This is a genomic window from Micromonospora chokoriensis (genome assembly GCF_900091505.1).
In the GTDB taxonomy this organism is placed as follows: Bacteria; Actinomycetota; Actinomycetes; order Mycobacteriales; family Micromonosporaceae; genus Micromonospora; species Micromonospora chokoriensis.
The window spans coordinates 2,226,902-2,243,873 of record NZ_LT607409.1 but is presented as its reverse complement, the minus strand read 5'-3'; the positions used below and the strand labels follow the sequence as shown (position 1 = coordinate 2,243,873).

General features: G+C 72.0%; 16 protein-coding genes. 8 read left to right on the top strand and 8 right to left on the bottom strand.

The window, feature by feature from the left end; translation table 11 throughout:
• Window positions 1-73: 73 nt before the first annotated feature.
• Complete coding sequence (locus GA0070612_RS10600; protein ID WP_088991393.1) at window positions 74-316, top strand: mycoredoxin; 243 nt, start codon at window positions 74-76, stop codon at window positions 314-316.
• 69 nt (window positions 317-385) lie between these two features.
• Here GA0070612_RS10600 and GA0070612_RS10595 read toward each other — a convergent pair whose 3' ends face one another.
• Entirely contained in the window at window positions 386-1,672 is a 1,287-nt protein-coding gene (locus GA0070612_RS10595) for an MFS transporter (protein ID WP_088987754.1), read from the bottom strand.
• A gap of 217 nt (window positions 1,673-1,889) precedes the next feature.
• Between GA0070612_RS10595 and GA0070612_RS10590 the strand changes: the two genes are divergently transcribed.
• The 3 genes from GA0070612_RS10590 to GA0070612_RS10580 all read left to right on the top strand — a co-directional run bounded on the left by GA0070612_RS10590 (window position 1,890) and on the right by GA0070612_RS10580 (window position 3,673).
• On the top strand, window positions 1,890-2,870 hold the full coding sequence (locus GA0070612_RS10590; RefSeq protein WP_088987753.1) for a helix-turn-helix domain-containing protein: 981 nt from the start codon (window positions 1,890-1,892) through the stop codon (window positions 2,868-2,870).
• A gap of 74 nt (window positions 2,871-2,944) precedes the next feature.
• Complete coding sequence (locus GA0070612_RS10585) at window positions 2,945-3,184, top strand: DUF397 domain-containing protein (RefSeq protein WP_088987752.1); 240 nt, start codon at window positions 2,945-2,947, stop codon at window positions 3,182-3,184.
• A 213-nt stretch (window positions 3,185-3,397) separates the two neighbouring features.
• Complete coding sequence (locus tag GA0070612_RS10580) at window positions 3,398-3,673, top strand: hypothetical protein (protein ID WP_088987751.1); 276 nt, start codon at window positions 3,398-3,400, stop codon at window positions 3,671-3,673.
• A 128-nt stretch (window positions 3,674-3,801) separates the two neighbouring features.
• On the opposite strand, the gene nudC is transcribed toward GA0070612_RS10580, so the two are convergent.
• From nudC to GA0070612_RS10565, 3 genes are read right to left on the bottom strand one after another with little or no spacing between them, the layout of a single operon-like run.
• Window positions 3,802-4,761, bottom strand: a complete 960-nt coding sequence (nudC, locus tag GA0070612_RS10575) for an NAD(+) diphosphatase (protein ID WP_088987750.1) — start codon at window positions 4,759-4,761, stop codon at window positions 3,802-3,804.
• Between the two features lie 37 nt (window positions 4,762-4,798).
• Window positions 4,799-6,139, bottom strand: a complete 1,341-nt coding sequence (locus GA0070612_RS10570; RefSeq protein ID WP_088987749.1) for a M16 family metallopeptidase — start codon at window positions 6,137-6,139, stop codon at window positions 4,799-4,801.
• On the bottom strand, window positions 6,136-7,443 hold the full coding sequence (locus tag GA0070612_RS10565) for a M16 family metallopeptidase (RefSeq protein WP_088987748.1): 1,308 nt from the start codon (window positions 7,441-7,443) through the stop codon (window positions 6,136-6,138). The genes GA0070612_RS10570 and GA0070612_RS10565 overlap by 4 nt, the downstream gene beginning before the upstream one ends.
• A gap of 351 nt (window positions 7,444-7,794) precedes the next feature.
• Between GA0070612_RS10565 and GA0070612_RS10560 the strand changes: the two genes are divergently transcribed.
• The 4 genes from GA0070612_RS10560 to GA0070612_RS10545 are packed head-to-tail and all read left to right on the top strand — an operon-like array spanning window position 7,795 to window position 10,948.
• Window positions 7,795-8,862, top strand: a complete 1,068-nt coding sequence (locus GA0070612_RS10560; protein WP_088987747.1) for an ABC transporter substrate-binding protein — start codon at window positions 7,795-7,797, stop codon at window positions 8,860-8,862.
• Window positions 8,859-9,638 carry an ABC transporter ATP-binding protein gene (locus GA0070612_RS10555; protein ID WP_088987746.1) on the top strand — a complete coding sequence of 260 codons (780 nt, stop codon included), beginning with the start codon at window positions 8,859-8,861 and terminating at the stop codon, window positions 9,636-9,638. The genes GA0070612_RS10560 and GA0070612_RS10555 overlap by 4 nt, the downstream gene beginning before the upstream one ends.
• The gene (locus GA0070612_RS10550; RefSeq protein ID WP_088987745.1) at window positions 9,628-10,512 is read left to right on the top strand and encodes an ABC transporter permease; all 885 of its coding nucleotides are present in this window, start codon (window positions 9,628-9,630) and stop codon (window positions 10,510-10,512) included. The genes GA0070612_RS10555 and GA0070612_RS10550 overlap by 11 nt, the downstream gene beginning before the upstream one ends.
• 4 nt (window positions 10,513-10,516) lie before the next feature.
• Complete coding sequence (locus GA0070612_RS10545) at window positions 10,517-10,948, top strand: RrF2 family transcriptional regulator (RefSeq protein WP_088987744.1); 432 nt, start codon at window positions 10,517-10,519, stop codon at window positions 10,946-10,948.
• Between the two features lie 107 nt (window positions 10,949-11,055).
• Here GA0070612_RS10545 and GA0070612_RS10540 read toward each other — a convergent pair whose 3' ends face one another.
• From GA0070612_RS10540 to GA0070612_RS10525, 4 genes are all read right to left on the bottom strand, one after another.
• Window positions 11,056-11,256: a hypothetical protein gene (locus GA0070612_RS10540; RefSeq protein ID WP_088987743.1), complete on the bottom strand. Its 201-nt coding sequence runs from the start codon at window positions 11,254-11,256 to the stop codon at window positions 11,056-11,058.
• Between the two features lie 251 nt (window positions 11,257-11,507).
• Window positions 11,508-12,821: a DEAD/DEAH box helicase gene (locus tag GA0070612_RS10535; RefSeq protein ID WP_088987742.1), complete on the bottom strand. Its 1,314-nt coding sequence runs from the start codon at window positions 12,819-12,821 to the stop codon at window positions 11,508-11,510.
• A gap of 223 nt (window positions 12,822-13,044) precedes the next feature.
• Window positions 13,045-13,248 (bottom strand): transcription antiterminator/RNA stability regulator CspE, encoded by a 204-nt coding sequence (cspE, locus tag GA0070612_RS10530; protein WP_007464836.1) that lies wholly within the window; start codon window positions 13,246-13,248, stop codon window positions 13,045-13,047.
• 226 nt (window positions 13,249-13,474) lie between these two features.
• Window positions 13,475-16,951: an ATP-dependent helicase gene (locus GA0070612_RS10525; protein ID WP_088987741.1), complete on the bottom strand. Its 3,477-nt coding sequence runs from the start codon at window positions 16,949-16,951 to the stop codon at window positions 13,475-13,477.
• Window positions 16,952-16,972 lie beyond the last annotated feature (21 nt).

The window sequence follows — 16,972 nt, the reverse complement described above, 5'->3', positions numbered from 1 at the left end:
TACCCGCAGCGTTGCAGCGAACAGCCTCGGCTTGATCGGCAAGCCGCGGCTGGAGGAGTTGGAGGATCCGACGATGTTGACGATGTATTCCACCCCCTGGTGCGGCTACTGCCACCGGCTGAAGTCGCAGCTCGACCGGGAGGGCATCGGTTACGAGGTGGTCGACATCGAGCAGGACCCGAAGGCCGCGGAGTTCGTGATGAGCGTCAACGGCGGCAACCAGACGGTGCCGACCCTGCGCTTCGACGACGGCAGCGCCCTGACGAATCCCTCGATCAACCAGGTCAAGCAGCACCTCGAGTCCCTCTCCGCCTGACCGGTCACGCCACGTCGACGAGCGGTCGCCCCCAACCCGGGGCGGCCGCTCGTCGGGTGTCCGGACGGTTCAGCGTGGCGAGGGCCGGTGGGCGCCGGACCGACCGGCGGCGTCCTCGGCCGGTCGGCGGGGCGTCGGGAGCACCGGACGGGTCGGCTTCGGCCGGCGGGCGCCGGCCGGGGTGCTCAGGTGCCGGCCCCGCCAGAGGTAGGTGCCGGCGACCAGGGTGGCCAGCCCGACCAGCGCGAACAGCACCCGGTAGTCAAGGAACCCGACCAGCAGGGCGCCCGCCCCGATGGAGAACGCCTGTGGCCCGCTGACCACCGCCTGGGTGGCCGCGGCGACCCGACCGACGAGCGTGGGCGGGGTCCGACGCTGGATCAGCGTGTGCAGGCCGACCATCGTCAGCGGGATCGAGACGCCGGCCAGCAGCACGGCCGCGAAGCCGAGCCGGATGTCGGGGTACGCGAGCGCCAGCGCGGCCGGGGAGAAGAAGGCGACCCCGGCGGCCAGTGTGCCGACCTCGCCGAGCCTACGGATCAGCGCCGGTGAGCAGAGCCCGCCGAGCAGCCCGCCCACGCCCTGCACGGTGACCAGCACGCCGACGAACGCGGCGTCCCGGTTCAGCCCCTGGTCGACGTAGGCGAAGATGAGCGACTCGCTGAAGCCCATCACCAGTGAGCCCAGCCCATACCCGAGCAGGGCCCGACGCAGGGCCGGCTCGCCGGCCAGGTGCCGCAGACCGGCGCCCATCTCGGCCGGCCAGCGCAGCCGCACGGTCGGCGGCACCTGCCGGGGAGCGGGCAGGGCGGTGACCACCACCGCGGCGGTCAGAAATCCGACGACCCCGATCCCGGCCAACGCCCACCCGCCGAGCGCCGCGTAGAGCGCCGCGCCGGCCAGTGGGCCGATCAACCGCATCCCCTGGCGTACGGTCTGCAACAGGCCGTTCGCCTCGGCCAGCAGCTCGACCGGCACCAACTCCCGGATGAGTCCGCTGAGCGCCGCACCGAGCGTGATGGACGACAGTCCGTACAGGGCAGCCACCAGGTAGACGACCCAGACGTCCCCCGCGTCCCGGACGGTGAACAGGGGGGTGAGCAGGGCGGCGGTGACCACGTTCGCGGCCACGAAGAACGGCCGGCGCGGGTACCTGTCGACGAACCAGCCGATCAGCGGCGCCAGCATCATCGGCGCGATGACGGCGAAGATGGTCGCGCCGGCCAGCCCGTTCGAACCGGTCAGATCCTTGACCCAGATGGCGAGCGCGAGCAGCAGGATCGACTCGGCGGTCATGCTGGCCAGCAGGCCGCCGAAGAGCAGACGGAAGTCGGGGCGGCGCAGGACGGTGCGCATGGGGTCCCTCCGGCGGGATGGCGTGCCCACTGTGGGCGAGGTCGACGGGCCGCGACCGCGGGTCCGTCGTCATCTGGCATTCCCGTGGTCCGATTTTCGTAAGACACGCCCCCGCCGGGAACCTCCGACGTCGGCCGCGCCGTCCATACTGACCGTGGGGGGCGAATTTCATACAGTTACCGTCGCGTCTGCGGCGGTCGACGGGAAAGAGGACACTGTGCCTCCTGCCGCACCCAGCCCGATCCTGCGTCGTCGCCGGTTGGGCGTCGAGTTGCGTCGCCTGCGGGAAGCTGCGGGCCTGACCGGTGACCAGGTAATCGAGCGTATCGGTTGGGCCTCCGCGTCCAAATTGTCGCGACTGGAGAATGGCCGCAGCCGACCGGACCCGCAGGACGTCGGCGACCTGCTTGATCTCTACGGCGCCGACCAGGCGGTGCACGACGAGTTGCTCGGCATCACCAGCGAGGCCGGCGACATGCGCGGCTGGCTGAAGAACTTCCCGGTGATGACGCAGCAGCAGCGCAGCTGGGCCGAGTTGGAGGCGGGCTGCGCGGAGATCTCCGAGTACAACCCCACGTTGGTGCCCGGCCTGCTGCAGACCCCGGGCTATGCGCAGGTCCGGATCGTCTCGGCCCGGCAGGTGGGCGAGGGCGCGGGCGAACCGGAGCCCGACGACGAGCCGGACACCGAGGTGCAGGCGCGGCTGGCCCGCCAGTCGCTGCTGACCCGTGAGCCGTACGCGCCCCGCTACACGGCCGTGCTGGAGGAGGCGGCGCTCGGCCGTCGCGCCGGGCCACCCGAGGTGCTGCACGAGCAGTTGCTCCAGCTCTGCGAGTTGGCCCTGCTGCCCAACGTCACGCTGCACGTGCTGCTGCGGGACACCCAGATCGGCAACTGGTACCTCCCGCCGACCGCGTTCTCGGTCTACCGGTTCGCCGATCCCCTCGATCCGGAGACGCTCGCGATCGAAGGTGGCTTCACCGATGTCATGTCGACCGAGGCAATCACGCTAAATCGCTATAAAGTGGTGTTCGAGTGGCTATGCACGGCGGCACTAAACGCCTCGGACACCCTCTCCTGGCTGATCGAGGCGACGGGACGGCTGACCGAGGCGGTGCCCCCATCCACAGTGGCGTTCGGGCCGGCAACGGCGCCGACCCAACGCCGCCGGGATTCGGGGCGGCTGACGGACCGGTGATCCACGGGGGACCCTCCGTCGGGACGTGCGGCACCACTCGTCCCATCGGATCGCTTCACATCAGGAGCAGAACCATGAACGACATCCACAACACGCCGTCCGTCTCCGCCCACTCGTTGGCGGATGCCCCGTGGCGTACCAGCACGCGCAGCCAGACCTCAAACTGCGTGGAGGTCGCCCCGCTCGGCACCGGCCCGTCGGCCGTCGCGCTGCGGGACAGCAAGGACCGCGGCGGTCCGGTGCTGCTGTTCAACCGCGCGGGATGGCTCGGTTTCATCAGCGGTGCCAAGAAGGGACAGTTCGACCTGAACTGATCCGGTGACTGGTGCGGGGCCGTCGGCGTGCTGCCGGCGGCCCCGTCGTCGTACCGGCCCACCGACCCCGCTGAGCAGCATCCGCCGATCGGACGACGCTCGGAACTGATAGGCGCGTTTCAGTTGCTGGGACGAACACGGGGCGTAACATGGCCCTCGGGTACGTGGAACTTCCACCGAATCTCACTCGTCGCGGTTCATCCGGAGACCCTCATGCGGTTCCTGATCGTTCGCACCGACATCCGCGCCGTCGCCGACGGGGACATCGCCGCTGCCTGGGCAGATGGCCACCGCCTTCGCGACGAGACGACCGCGCCCGAGCCGCGACGGCAGATCGTGCACGCCGAGGACCGGGACGCCGCGCTCCTGCTGGCCCGCGCCCTCGCCACGGTCGGCGCGGTCCGCGCCGGTAAGCAACGGGTCAAGGTTCTGCCGCTGGCCGAACCCCGAGCCGCCTTCCGACACAGACCCGGGCCCACCGGCACCTGACTCGACAAGACGTCCGTCGTGGTCGGACCGGCTCCCCCGCCGCGTTTCTCGCACCCACCGACCACGACGGCACGTGTTCCCGGCCCGTGACCGTCGCGGCAACGGCGGCCACGGGTCGGGACCGCGCCTCACCTGTCGGCGTCCACCCAACCGTCCAGCCAGCGGTGGATGAGGAACAACGCGATGGACGACGGCGGCGGCAGGATCAACTGCGCTCCGTCGCCCACGTCGACCGTCTTCCCGGCCAGGGCCGCCCCGACCTCGCGACGCGAGAACCACCTGGCGTACGCGATCTCGGACGGATCGACCCGCACCGGGTCGTCCGGGTTGGCGGTGGCCAGGAAACCCAGCATCAGTGAGCCCGGGAACGGCCATGCCTGGCTGCCCACGTACCCGATGCGCCCGACCCCGACGCCCACCTCCTCGCGGACCTCGCGCAGGACGGCGGCCTCGGCCGACTCGCCCGGCTCCACGTAACCGGCCAGGCAGGAGTAACGCCGGCCGCCGGGAGTGCCCGGCCAACTGGCGTTGTTGCCGAGCAGACAACGCCCGTCCGGGCCGGTCACGTCGTCGTGCACCAGGACGATCATCGCCGGGTCGGTACGCGGCCAGATCCGCCCGCCGTTGCGGTCCACCCGCGACCAACCGGCCTCGTCCATCGCGGTCGGCGCACCGGTGCTCGCCGAGTAGCCGTGCCGGGTGTGCCAGTTGAGCAGCGCCAACGCGGTGGTGAAGATGCCCGCCTCGCGGTCGGCCAGCAGGTGACCCACCTCGCGCAGGTTGACCTTCCGGGTCCCCGGTACCGCCGGCAGTGGCGCGTCGAGGGCGAAGACCGGAACCCCGTCCGGCTCGACACCGAGGAACATCGCCGTCGACTCGGAACCGGCCGGCGCGTCGGACGCACCGAACAGCACCAACGTCGGAGGCGACGTGTCGGTGCGGGCCAACGTCCGACCGCCGTCGGTCGAGTCGAGCAGCAACACCCGGGCACGCAGCCACGCCTCGGTCAGCCACTGCGCGTCACCCCGCCGGTGTGCCGCCCGATCCAGCGTGGACCGCGCCAACGGCGGGGCCGCCTCCCCACTCACGCCGGCGCTCCGCTGCCGGGCCCGATCGGTCGCTCGCTCACGCTGCTGGCTCGGTGTGGACAGTGGTCAGCGCGGCCAGCCCCGGGGTCACCCGCTCCGCGTCACCGAGCACCACCACCGCCGCCCGGGTCGGGGCCAGGTACCGGGCGGCCACCCGCGCGACGTCGTCGATGCTCGCCTTCGCCAACCTCGCCGCGTACTCGGCGAGGAAGTCCAGGCGCAGCCCGTTGCCCGCGTACGCGCTGGTCAGCGCCGCCAACCCGGCCTGCGTGGACATGCCGAGCTGGAGGGTGCCCAGGGCGTACTGCCGGGCCTGCTCCAACTCCTCGGGCTTGGGCGGCAGTGACGCCAACCGACCCAACTCGTACGTGGTCTCCAGCAGGGCCGGGCCGGTGACCTCGGTGGCCACCTCGGCGGAGGCGACCAGCACCGACCCGGCGACGGAGTGCTCGATGCCGGAGTGCGGGCCGTACGTGTAGCCCTTGTCCTCGCGGATGTTCTCCACCCAGCGGGAGGAGAAGTAGCCGCCGAAGATCAGGTTGGCCAGTTGCAGCGGCGCGTGGTCCGGGTCGGTGCGGGACACCGCCGGGAGCGCGATCCGCAGCGACGACTGCACCGAGCCGGGCCGGTCGACGAGCAGCAGCGGCCCCGGCTCCAGCGGTGGGGTGGCCGGCAGGTCGGCGACCCGTCCGGCGCCGACCCAACCGCCGAGCGCCCGCTCGGCGGCGTCCAGTGCCTTCTCCGGCTGCACGTCGCCGACCAGCACCAACTGCGCGCCGGCCGGGTGGACCCGTTCGGCGTGCAGGGTGCGCAGCGCCGCCGGTCGGACGGCGCGGATCTGGCCCGGCTCCGGGGTCTGCGTCGCGTACGGGTGACGGCCGTAGATCCGCTTCAGCAGCGCCTCCCGGGCCAGGTGCGCCGGCTGACTCTGTGCCACCTGGATCCGGTCGACCAGGCGGTCCCGTTCGGTGGCGACCTCGTCGCTCGGGTAGTTGGCGCTGGTCAGCACGTCGGCCAGCAGCTCCAGCATCCGGTCCAGGCCGGTGACCAGCCCGGCGCCGGAGAGCATCAGCCGGTCCGGGTCGACGCCCGCGGAGAGCCCACCGCCCACCTTCTGCAACTCGGCGGCGAGCTGCACGCTCGTCATCGACTCGGTGCCGGAGAGCATCGTCTGCGAGAGCATCGCGCCCCGGGCCAGGTGGACCCGCCCGAACGGCACCCAGAGCCGCATCTCGACCAGGGGCACGGCGGGCCGGCGTACGGCGATCACGGTGAGGCCGTTGCGCAGCGTGCGCTCGGCCTGCTTGGGCACCTTGAGCTTGCGGGTCGGCCCCAGCGGGGGCAACGTGCGCGGCGCGGCGGCGACAGTCCCGGTCATCGGGCACCTCCGGCGATGACCTCGATCGCGGCCCGACGCTCCGGCCGCAGGGTGGCGGCGGCGGCCCGGACCTGCTCCTCGGTGACCTCACCGACCAACCGTGGCAGCTCGTTGAGCAGGCCCGGTTCGCCGCGCTGCTGTTCCAGCACGGCCATCCGCAGCGCGCGGCCGAGCACCGCGTCGGTGTCGCGCAGCAGGTGCGTCGCCATGCGGGCCTGAGTGCGGGCCAGCTCACCGTCGGTCAGCCCGTCGGTGGCGAGGCGGTCCAGCTCCTCGTCGATGGTGCGCAGCACCTTGTCCACGTCGCCTCCGGGCGGCAGGTGCGCCTGCAACAGCAGGGCGGTGGGGTCACGGACGTCGAACGGGTCGCCCATGAAGCCGAGGTATCCACCGAGGCTGGTCACCATGCGGTCGCGCTGCACGAGTCGTTCGACCAGCCGCGAGGCGTCGCCGTCGGTGAGCACCTCGGCCAGCACCACGTACGGCAGGTAGCCGGCGAAGTCGCTGATCGGGTCGGGCACCCGCCAGGCGCCGGCCACCGCCGGCAGCGGAGCCAGGGCATCGGTGTATGAGGTGCGCCGCTCCGCGGTCAGGTCGGGCTCGGTGAAGTCGGGTCGTTTCGGCGCCAGCCGGGCCGGCACGTCCCCGAAGTGCCTGGTGACGAGCTCGGTCGCCTCGGCCACGTCGATGTCGCCGCTGACGGCCAGGACCGCGTTGCCGCTGGCGTAGTAGCGGCGGAAGAAGTCCGCGGCGTCGGCGACGGTCGCCGACTCCAGGTCGTCGAAGGAGCCGTAGCCGTCGTGCGCGTTCGGGAACGTGTCGAACATGACCGGTGGGAGGGTCAGCCAGGGGAAGCCGCCGTACGGCCGGTTGAGGACGTTGACCCGGATCTCCTCCTTGACCACGTCGACCTGGTTGCGCAGGTTCTCCTCGGTCAGCCGGGGGCCGCGCATCCGGTCCGCCTCCAGGAACAGCGCGCGTTCCAGCGCGTTGCTCGGCAGCGTCTCGAAGTAGTCGGTGTAGTCCAGGTGGGTGGACCCGTTGAAGGTGCCGCCGGCTCCCTGCACGTGCCGGAAGTGGGCCAGCTTCTCCAGGTTCTCCGAGCCCTGGAACATCAGGTGTTCGAAGAGGTGGGCGAAGCCGGTGCGGCCCTCCGGCTCGGAGCGGATGCCGACGTCGTAGACCACCGCCACCCCGATCACCGGGGCACTGCGATCAGGGGTGAGCACCACCCGCAGGCCGTTGTCGAGGGTGAACCGCTCGACCGGATACTTCGTCGCTGGAATTCTGGATCTCCGCGCCACGGGATCGACCCTAGCGCGTCGGCACCCTCACCACCTGCGACCTCCCCGGAGCCGCCGCGACCGGGGTGGCCAGGCCACCGCCGTCGACGCGGTGGCGGCTCCGGCGACGTCGAAGGGCCGACCGGCCCCGGCGCGGTGGAGCACCTCGATGCCCTCGCCAGGAACCAGTGGAGGTCGTCGCGGAGGTGCCTCTCCGGTCGATCACCGCGCGCTGGACACCCTAGCAAACTGGTAGGAAATACCGACATGACCGAGACGCGAATCCCGTCATGTGGATGGGCCTTGACGCTGACCGAAGCCTGGCCCAGTCTTCCTACCAACTAAGTAGGAATACTGCGGATTGGATGGACGATGAGACGGTCCCCCCTGCGCCGGATGGTCACTCTGGCCACCCTCACCGTGGTCGGCGCGGCGACCCTGGGCAGCACTGCCGCGTGCGGCGACGACGACGGCAACGGCGCGAGCGGAAGCTCCGGCCCGGTGACGCTGCGCCTCGGCTACTTCCCCAACATCACCCACGCGCCGGCGGTCGTCGGCGTGGAGAAGGGCATCTTCGCCGAGAAGCTCGGCGCGAACGTCAAGCTGGACCCGAAGACCTTCAACGCCGGGCCGGCCGCCATCGAGGCCGTCTTCTCCGGCGCGCTGGACGCCACCTACATCGGTCCGAACCCGACGGTGAACGCCTTCTCCAAGTCCAAGGGTGAGGCCGTCCGGGTCGTCTCCGGCGCGGCCTCCGGCGGTGTCGCCCTGGTGGTCAAGCCCGCCATCAACGGCGTACCGGACCTGAAGGGCAAGAAGATCGCCACCCCGCAGCTGGGCAACACCCAGGACGTCGCGATCCGCTACTGGCTCAAGCAGCAGGGGCTGACCACCACGAAGGAGGGTGGCGGCGATGTCAAGATCGTGCCGCAGGAGAACGCCCAGACGATCGAGACGTTCAACAGCGGCGCGATCGACGGCGCCTGGGTGCCCGAACCGTTCGTCTCCCGCCTGGTCAACGCCGGTGGCAAGGTGCTCGTCGACGAGCGCGACCTGTGGCCGGACAGGAAGTTCGTCATCACCAACCTGCTGGTCAGCACGAAGTTCCTCAAGGCGCACCCGGACGTCGTGCAGAAGCTGGTCGACGGCCAGGTCGCCGCGAACGAGTTCGTCAACAGCAAGCCCGAGGAGGCCCAGCAGGCCATCTCCGACGCGATCGGGAAGATCACCGGGAAGCCGCTGGACCTGAAGCTCATCAAGCAGGCATGGCCGACGTTGGAGTTCACCAACGACCCGATCGCGACCTCGCTCAAGGCCGGCCTCGACCACGCCGTCGACGTCAAGCTGACCGAACCGGTCGACCTCGACGGTCTGTACGACCTGAAATACCTCAACAACGCGCTCAAGGCCGCCGGCAAGCCCGAGGTCGTCCAGCCATGACGTCGACCACGACGACGCCGCAGAGCGCGACCACAGCGGTCGCGCTCTCCGGCGTGACCAAGGTGTACGGGCGCGGCGCGAACGCCGTACTGGCCCTCGACGGTGTGTCGCTGGACGTCGCGCCCGGCGAGTTCGTCTGCCTGGTCGGTGCCTCCGGCTGCGGCAAGAGCACCCTGCTGAACCTGGTCGCCGGGCTGGACCGGCCCAGCGGCGGGCAGATCACGCTCGACGGTGACACCAACCCGGGGCTGATGTTCCAGGAGCCGGCGCTCTTCCCCTGGCTGACCGTCGACGGCAACGTGGAGGTGCCGCTGAAGCTGCGCCGACTGCCCCGGGCCGCGCGGCGCGAGCGGGTCGCCGAACTGCTGCGTACGGTGCACCTGGCCGACTTCGGCCGCAAGCGCCCCCACGAGCTCTCCGGCGGAATGCGCCAACGCGTCGCGCTGGCCCGCACGTTGGCCCTGGACACCCCGGTGCTGTTGATGGACGAGCCGTTCGGCGCGTTGGACGCGATGACCCGGGACATCCTGCACGACGAGCTGGAACGCATCTGGTCCGAACGCAAGCTCTCGGTGCTCTTCGTGACGCACAACGTCCGCGAGGCCGCCCGGCTGGCCGACCGCATCATCCTGCTCTCCAGCCGCCCCGGCCGGATCATCTACTCCACCGAGGTGGACATCCCGCGCCCCCGACGGATCGACTCCCCCGAGGTCGCCGCCATCGCCGCCGAGGTCACCGAGCGGCTCCGTACGGAGGTGGGCCGCCATGGCCAATGACACGCTGACCAGTGCCGCGCGTACCGACGCGCAGATCTCCGGCCTGGACGCGCTGGAGATCGCCGGGCGGGACACGGAGGTCACCCGAGGTGCCCGGATCTGGGCGGCCACCTGGCCGAAGTTGGCGGCGCTGGCCATCGCCGTCGCCGCCTGGCAGGTGGTGGTCTGGTCGGGCTGGAAGCCGCCGTACTCCCTGCCCGGGCCGCTGGAGGTCGGCCGTGAGCTGGTCGCCCAGGCCCAGGGCCCGCAGCTCTGGGAGGGTCTGCTCACCACCCTGCGGCGGGCTGCCGTCGGCTACGTCTTCTCGGTCGCCGTCGGCCTGCTGCTGGGGTTGGCGGTGGCCCGCTCGAAGGTGCTCCGCGCCGCCATCGGCTCGATGATCACCGCGTTGCAGACCATGCCGTCGATCGCCTGGTTCCCACTGGCCATCCTGCTGTTCGAGCTGAGCGAGAAGGCGATCTTCTTCGTGGTGGTGCTCGGCGCCGCGCCGTCCATCGCCAACGGGGTGATCTCCGGTGTGGACTACGTGCCGCCGCTGCTGCTGCGTGCCGGTCGCAACCTGGGCGCCCGAGGGCTCAACCTGTACCGGTACGTCATCGCGCCGGCCGCCCTGCCGGCGATCGTCGCCGGGCTCAAGCAGGGGTGGGCGTTCTCCTGGCGCAGCCTGATGGCCGGTGAGCTGATCGTGGTCGGCATCTCGCAGACCTCGCTCGGCGCACAGCTGACCTACTCCAGAGAGTTGTCCGACGCGCCCTGGCTGCTCTCCACGATGATCGTCATCCTGGTGCTCGGTCTCGGGGTGGACGCCGCCTTCGGCGCGGCCGACACGGCGATCCGGCGGCGCTGGGGCGTGCTCGACCAGGCGGGCAACTGAACCCGTGTACGTCTCCGCGCGCAGCGACTACGCGCTCCGGGCGATGCTCGCCGTCGCCGCCGCTCGTGTCGGCGACGGCGAGGACGGCGAGCTGGTGAAGGCCGCCGGCCTGGCCGAGGCGCAGGACATCCCGCTCAGCTTCCTTCAGGGCATCCTGCTCGACCTGCGTCGGGCCGGACTGCTGCACAGTCATCGCGGCGCCGACGGCGGTTACGCGTTGACCCGTCCACCGGACGAGATCACGGTCGGGGACGTGTTACGGGCGGTCGGCGGGTCGCTCACCACGGTGCGCGGTCTGCCAGCCGAGCGCGCCGGCTACCACGGGGTGGCCGCCGGCCTGACCGACGTCTGGTTGGCGGTGCACGGGGCGATCGCCACAGTGGTCGACAGCACCAGCCTGGCCGACCTGCTCACCCACGCTCCCACGACCACGTGAGCCAGGAAGGCGGTGTGGTCGGGTCGGTGCCCCGCCGACCCGACCACACCTCGTACCGATCCTGACCGGGCCTGCCCCTCCGCCGGCGCCGGTCGGCCGGTCGCTGCTCAACCCACGTGTGCGACAGCCGAGCCGGGGCCCTGGTCACCGGGGCCGCGCAGCTCCACCAGACCCGCGGGAGCGTTACCCGCCGAGGTGGCGTGCCAGGGCGCGAAGGCCGCGACCATGGCGAGCAGCAGCCCGGCGAGCGCGACCGCGACCACCAGGATCAGTTCCCGCAGTGCGCCCGAGCCGGCTTCGCCCGCCATGGCCACCCCTCCCTGCCGGGCCCCCCGCCCGACATCCCCCGGTGGTCAGCCTCGACCACTCACAGCCGGCACACAGTCGGCCAGCCGACCAAGGCGAGGCTGATTACCGACTCAGACGAGCGGTCGGACAGCGCGGCCGATCGGCCACCTCACCACCACGGCGGGACCGGCGTCCCGCAGCATCGGCCGGACCCACCAACGCGACCGACCCGCCCAGCCGAAGCGGGGCGGGTCGGTCGAGGCGCGGAAGATCAGGCGGTACGGGGACGGCGCGGGCGGCGGGACCGACCCGACGTCCGGTGCGCCGGGCGGGCACCACCGTCGGCGGCCGAGCCACCTGAGGTGCGGGCCCGGGCGGTCTGCGCCGGCGGGGCGGCGATGGTCACCGGCACACCGGACGGCTCGCGGGCACCGGTCACCCGGGCCAACGCCTCACCGTCGGCGCGCACCTGGACCGACTCGGGCCGGATGCCGGCGGTGGCCATCAACCGGGACACGTCCCGGCGCTGCTCGGGCAGGACCAGCGTGACCACAGTGCCGGACTCACCGGCCCGGGCGGTACGACCACCGCGGTGCAGGTAGTCCTTCGCCTCGGTCGGCGGGTCCACGTTGACCACCATGTCCAGGCCGTCCACGTGGATGCCCCGGGCCGCCACGTCGGTGGCGACCAGCGCGGTCACCTGGCCGTTGCGGAACTGCTCCAGGATCCGGGTGCGCTGCGGCTGCGACTTGCCACCGTGCAGCGCGGCCGCGCGTACCCCCTTGGACAGCAACTGGCGGGCCAGGCGGTCGGCGCGGTGCTTGGTGCCCATGAACAGGATGGTGCGGCCCTCGCGGGCGGCGATCCGGGTCAGCGCGTCGGGCTTGTCCAGCGCGTCGACGTGCAACACGTGGTGGGTCATCGCGGTGACGGTGGCGGTGCCCGGGTCGACCGAGTGGGTGACCGGGTTGCTCAGGAAGCGACGGACCAGCCGGTCGACGCCACCGTCCAGGGTGGCCGAGAAGAGCATCCGCTGCCCCTGCGGCGCGACCTGCTCCAACAGCTTGGTGACCTGCGGCAGGAAGCCCATGTCGGCCATCTGGTCGGCCTCGTCCAGCACGGTGATCTCGACCTGGTCGAGCCGGGCGTCGCCGCGGTTGATCAGGTCGTGCAGCCGGCCAGGGGTGGCGACGACAACCTCGGCGCCGGCACGCAGGGCGTCCGCCTGCCGCTGCAACGACAGCCCGCCGACGACGGTGGCGCACCGCAGCCCGACGGCACGCGCGTACGGGGCGAGCGCCGTGGTGACCTGCTGGGCCAGTTCGCGGGTCGGCACCAGCACCAGGGCGAGCGGGCGGCCCGGACGGGCCTTACGACCGGCGGTGCGCGACAGCAGCGGAAGCCCGAAGGCGAGGGTCTTGCCGGAGCCGGTACGACCCCGGCCCAGCACGTCCCGGCCGGCGAGCGAGTCGGGCAGCGTCGCCGACTGGATCGGGAACGGCTCGGTGATGCCCTGCGCGGTCAACGCGGTGAGCAACGCCGGAGCCAGGCCGGTATGTGCGAAAGAAGAAACAGCTGTGGTCATGCGGAAGCCTTCCTCGACGCGGCACGTGTCGAGGGAGGGCGCCGACGTCGGCGCTGTCACCGGCGGCAGGAAGGCAGCCAGGACTCACAAGCACGAACCGATTGGAGTACGGGCCGGCCCGCCACCGGGCCGCCGCCTGCGTCGGCAGGCGGCGGCGAGGCGGGCCGGTCCCGTCACCGTCACACCCGGAGGGCGCGACAGGTAATGCTGACCGATCCGAAGATCAGAGCGGGCGGATGTTCTCCGCCTGCGGGCCCTTCTGGCCCTGGGTCACCTCGAACTCGACCCGCTGGTTCTCGTCCAGGCTCCGGTAGCCGGAGGACTGGATCGCCGAGAAGTGGGCGAAGACGTCAGCGCCGCCGCCGTCCGGGGTGATGAAGCCGAAGCCCTTGTCAGCGTTGAACCACTTCACGGTGCCAATAGCCATGTGTTTCGTCTCCTTGACGGAACGTCGGACCCGCACTTGTTGCGTGCCCGAAGAGGAGCGCTCCGCGCGGGGATGCGCGAATCGCCTGTCGCTTCTGGTCGCCCCGCCCGGAGAACTCCGGACACAACAAAGAGCGCCTGGGGCCACAATCCCGCCAGGCGCACACAGAGTCTCTGGTAACCAAAACTGCAACTCGGTCAACCTACCACGGATTTCGCCGCCATGGTCAATGGTGGGCGGAATCTTCGGGCAACTGGGCGATCATGGCCGTGAGCCCCGCCACGTCCAGCAGATCGGCAGGCCGGACCGTCACGCCGTGCCGGACGTAGTGGAACGCGGCACCCACCCGGTCGACCGGCACACCGGCCAACTCCGCCCAGGCCAACCGGTACACGGCCAACTGCACGGCGGCCACGTCCGCCGCCGGCCCGGTCGGCTGCGCGCCGGTCTTCCAGTCGACCACGTCGAACCGCCCACCCGGCCGGGCGAAGACCGCGTCCATCCGCCCCCGCACCACGACCCCGGCGATCACCGTGGCGAACGGCACCTCCACCTCCACCGGCGACCGGTCGGCCCACTCGCTGGCCAGGAACCGCTCCTGGAGCTCGACCAGCGCCTCGTCGGGTGCGGCATCCGCGTCGGCCGCACCCGGCAACTCGTCCAGGTCCAGCAGGCGGTCAGCACCGAAGCGCTGCTCCAACCAGGCGTGGAAGGCGGTGCCTCGACGGGCGTACGGGTTGGGTGCGGTCGGAACGGGACGCCGCAGCGTACGGGCCAACCCCGCCGGGTCACGCCGCAACGCCACCAGCTGGGTGACGCTCAACTGCCCGGGCAGGGCCACCTCGACCGCACCGGAGAGCCTGGTCAGCTCGGCCCGCTCGGCGAGCAGCAGATCCGCCTCGCGCTGCCAGCGCGCCACCTCCGGGTCCGGCTCCGGGCCCGGGCCCTGCTCCGGCTCCGGCTCGATCGACTCCGGCGCCCCGGAGAGCACGGGCCGCACTGATCCGGAGAGCACCGGCCCGGCTGATCCGGGCAGCACCGGCCCCACCGGCCCGGGGACCACCGCGCTCGGACCGTCGGTCATCAGTCGGCGCACCAGCGCAGCCGCCTCCGCCAGCGCCGGCCGACGGTCACCCAGCGGATCGGCCGGCCACTCCGCGCGGAGCACCACCTCGGCCGTGGGGTTCGTCGCATCCGGAGTCGGCTCCGGCGCCCACACGTCGATCAGGTGCCCCGGCCCACCGTCGAGGCACGCGTCGTACACCTCGCGGAGGAAGACCGACGGACCTCGCGGTCGCTTGGCGCCCTCCCCCCACCAGTAGCCGGAGCAGAGCAGCAGCCGGCGCGGCCGGGTGACCGCCACGTACGTCAGCCGGCGCTCCTCCCGCTCGTCGTGGGCCCGCCACGCGTCGGTGAAATCAGTCACCGCCCGAGCGACAGCGCGCTGGTCGGCCGCCTCGTCGAGCGCCAGCTCGGGCAACCCGTCCGCGTCACCGCGCAGCGGGAACGGCAGCACACCCAACCCGCCCAGCCAGTGATCGGAGTTGCGGGCCGGGCCCGGCCACAACCCACGGCTCAGCCCGGCCACCGCCACCACGTCCCACTCCAGGCCCTTGGCGGCGTGCGCGGTGACCACCTGCACCGCGCCCTCCACCACCTCGACCTCGCCCGGCGCCAGGCCGCGCTCCTCGTCCTCGGCGGCGGCCAGGTACGACAGGAAGCCGGAGAGCGTCGCGCCCGGGGTCTCCCCACTGAAGCGGGCCGCCACGTCCCCCAACGCGTCCAGGTGCCCCCGGGCCAGACCCGCGTCGCCGGCGCCGTCCCGGCCGGCCCGCACCGCGACCTCCACGTCCAGGCCGATGGTCCGCTCGATGTCCGCGATCAGATCCGGCAGGGCCTGGTCCAGGCGGTAGCGCAGCAGCGCCAACTCCAGCCCGTACGCGCGCAACCGCGCGAACCCCTCCGCCGAGTACGCCTGCGCCGGGCCGAGATCGGCCAACGCCTCCACCAGGGTCGCCTCGTCCAGCAGGTCCGGACTGATGTCCGAGTCCTCGTCGACGGCCACCTGTTGGCGGGCCTTCGCGATGCCCCGCGCCCGCCGGTGCAGCGCCACCAGGTCCCGTGGCCCGATCCGCCACCGGGCCCCGGTGAGCAACCGCAACAGCGCGGCACCGTCGGTCGGATCGGCCAGCACCCGCAACGTGCAGACCACGTCACGGACCTCGGGAGTGTCCAGCAGACCGCCCAGCCCGACCACCTCCACCGGAAGGCCGCGCTCGCGCAACGCCGACTCGATCGCCGGGATCTGACTGCGTACCCGGACCAGCACGGCCGTCGTCGGACGCTGCGCCACCGGGATGTGCTCAGGAGCCGCGCCCGGCATCCGGGCCGCACCGCGCCAGGCGGCGAGCACGCTGTCCGCGATCCAGTCGGCCTCGTCGGCGTACGTCGACAGCAACGCGCAGTGCACGGTGCCCCCGGCCGCCCCACCGGGGCTGCGGTGCGGGATCGGCTCCCGGACGGTCAACGCCGAGCGCAGCTCCGGCACCCGGGCGCCCGCCGCACGCAGTGGAGTGGACAGCGCGTTCGCCACCCGGAGGATCTCCGGGCGGTTCCGCCAACTCGTGGTGAGGCCGAGCGCCTCGGCGGGTCGACCGTCGACACGGGCGAACTCGGTGGGGAACCGATCCAGGGTGCCGGCGCTGGCCCCCCGCCAGCCGTAGATGGACTGACACGGGTCGCCCACCGCGGTCACCGGGTGGCCGCCGCCGAACAGCGCGTTGAGCAGCACCACCTGGGCGTGGCTGGTGTCCTGGTACTCGTCGAGCAACACCACCCGGAAACGATCCCGCTCGATCTGGCCGACCGCCGGGTGGTCCCGGGCCACCCGGGCCGCCCGGGCGAGCTGGTCGGCGAAGTCCATCGCCTCGAAGTCCTCCTTGCGCCGGGCGTACGCCCGCACCAGCGGCAGCAGGCGCAGCCGGGTCTGTTGCAGGGCGAGCGCCTTGCGCACGTCGGCGTACACGCGACCCGGCCGGGACTGCACCTCGGCGAAGAATCGTCCCGTCCAGGCCGCCAGCTGGTCCGGTGCCACCAGGTGCTCGTCCAACTCGCCGGCGAGCGCCAGCACCGCGTCGGTGATGGTGCTCGGCATCCGGTCCACCTCGGACATGTCGCCGTCGTAGTTGCGCACCAGCAGGTCGACCAACTGCCACCGGGAGGCCTCGGTGAGCAGCCGGGTGGACGGCTCGTAACCGGCCCGCAGCCCGTGCTCGGTGACGATCCGTCCGGCGTACGAGTGGTACGTGGAGACCGTAGGCTCACCGGCGAGCGGGTCGTCCAGCGGGTCCCGGCCCTGCCGGCCGACCCTGCGGATCAGTTGATCGAGCCGGGTACGGACCCGGTGGGCCAGTTCGCCGGCCGCCTTGCGGGTGAAGGTCAGCCCGAGGATCTGCTCCGGGCGCACGTACGAGTTGGCCACCAACCAGACCACCCGCGCGGCCATCGTCTCGGTCTTGCCCGACCCGGCGCCCGCGACCACCAGCAGCGGCTGCACCGGTGCGGCGATGATCGCGGCCTGCTCCCGGGTGGGTGCCGGCAACCGCAGCAGCTTGGCCAGCTCCGTCGGCGTGTACCGGGGGCCGGAGTCGGCCCGCCGGGGCGTCGGCGCGGGGCCGGCGCCGAACAGGGTGGGCTGGGTCACTGTGTCATCTCAGTTCGGGAC

Bases quoted from the DNA above. Each gene is read 5' to 3' on its own strand.
- GA0070612_RS10600 (WP_088991393.1), top strand. From the start codon at position 74: ATGTTGACGATGTATTCCACCCCCTGGTGCGGCTACTGCCACCGGCTG.
- GA0070612_RS10595 (WP_088987754.1), bottom strand. From the start codon at position 1,672: ATGCGCACCGTCCTGCGCCGCCCCGACTTCCGTCTGCTCTTCGGCGGC.
- GA0070612_RS10585 (WP_088987752.1), top strand. From the start codon at position 2,945: ATGAACGACATCCACAACACGCCGTCCGTCTCCGCCCACTCGTTGGCG.
- GA0070612_RS10580 (WP_088987751.1), top strand. From the start codon at position 3,398: ATGCGGTTCCTGATCGTTCGCACCGACATCCGCGCCGTCGCCGACGGG.
- GA0070612_RS10570 (WP_088987749.1), bottom strand. From the start codon at position 6,139: ATGACCGGGACTGTCGCCGCCGCGCCGCGCACGTTGCCCCCGCTGGGG.
- GA0070612_RS10560 (WP_088987747.1), top strand. From the start codon at position 7,795: ATGAGACGGTCCCCCCTGCGCCGGATGGTCACTCTGGCCACCCTCACC.
- GA0070612_RS10555 (WP_088987746.1), top strand. From the start codon at position 8,859: ATGACGTCGACCACGACGACGCCGCAGAGCGCGACCACAGCGGTCGCG.
- GA0070612_RS10550 (WP_088987745.1), top strand. From the start codon at position 9,628: ATGGCCAATGACACGCTGACCAGTGCCGCGCGTACCGACGCGCAGATC.
- GA0070612_RS10540 (WP_088987743.1), bottom strand. From the start codon at position 11,256: ATGGCGGGCGAAGCCGGCTCGGGCGCACTGCGGGAACTGATCCTGGTG.
- GA0070612_RS10535 (WP_088987742.1), bottom strand. From the start codon at position 12,821: ATGACCACAGCTGTTTCTTCTTTCGCACATACCGGCCTGGCTCCGGCG.
- cspE (WP_007464836.1), bottom strand. From the start codon at position 13,248: ATGGCTATTGGCACCGTGAAGTGGTTCAACGCTGACAAGGGCTTCGGC.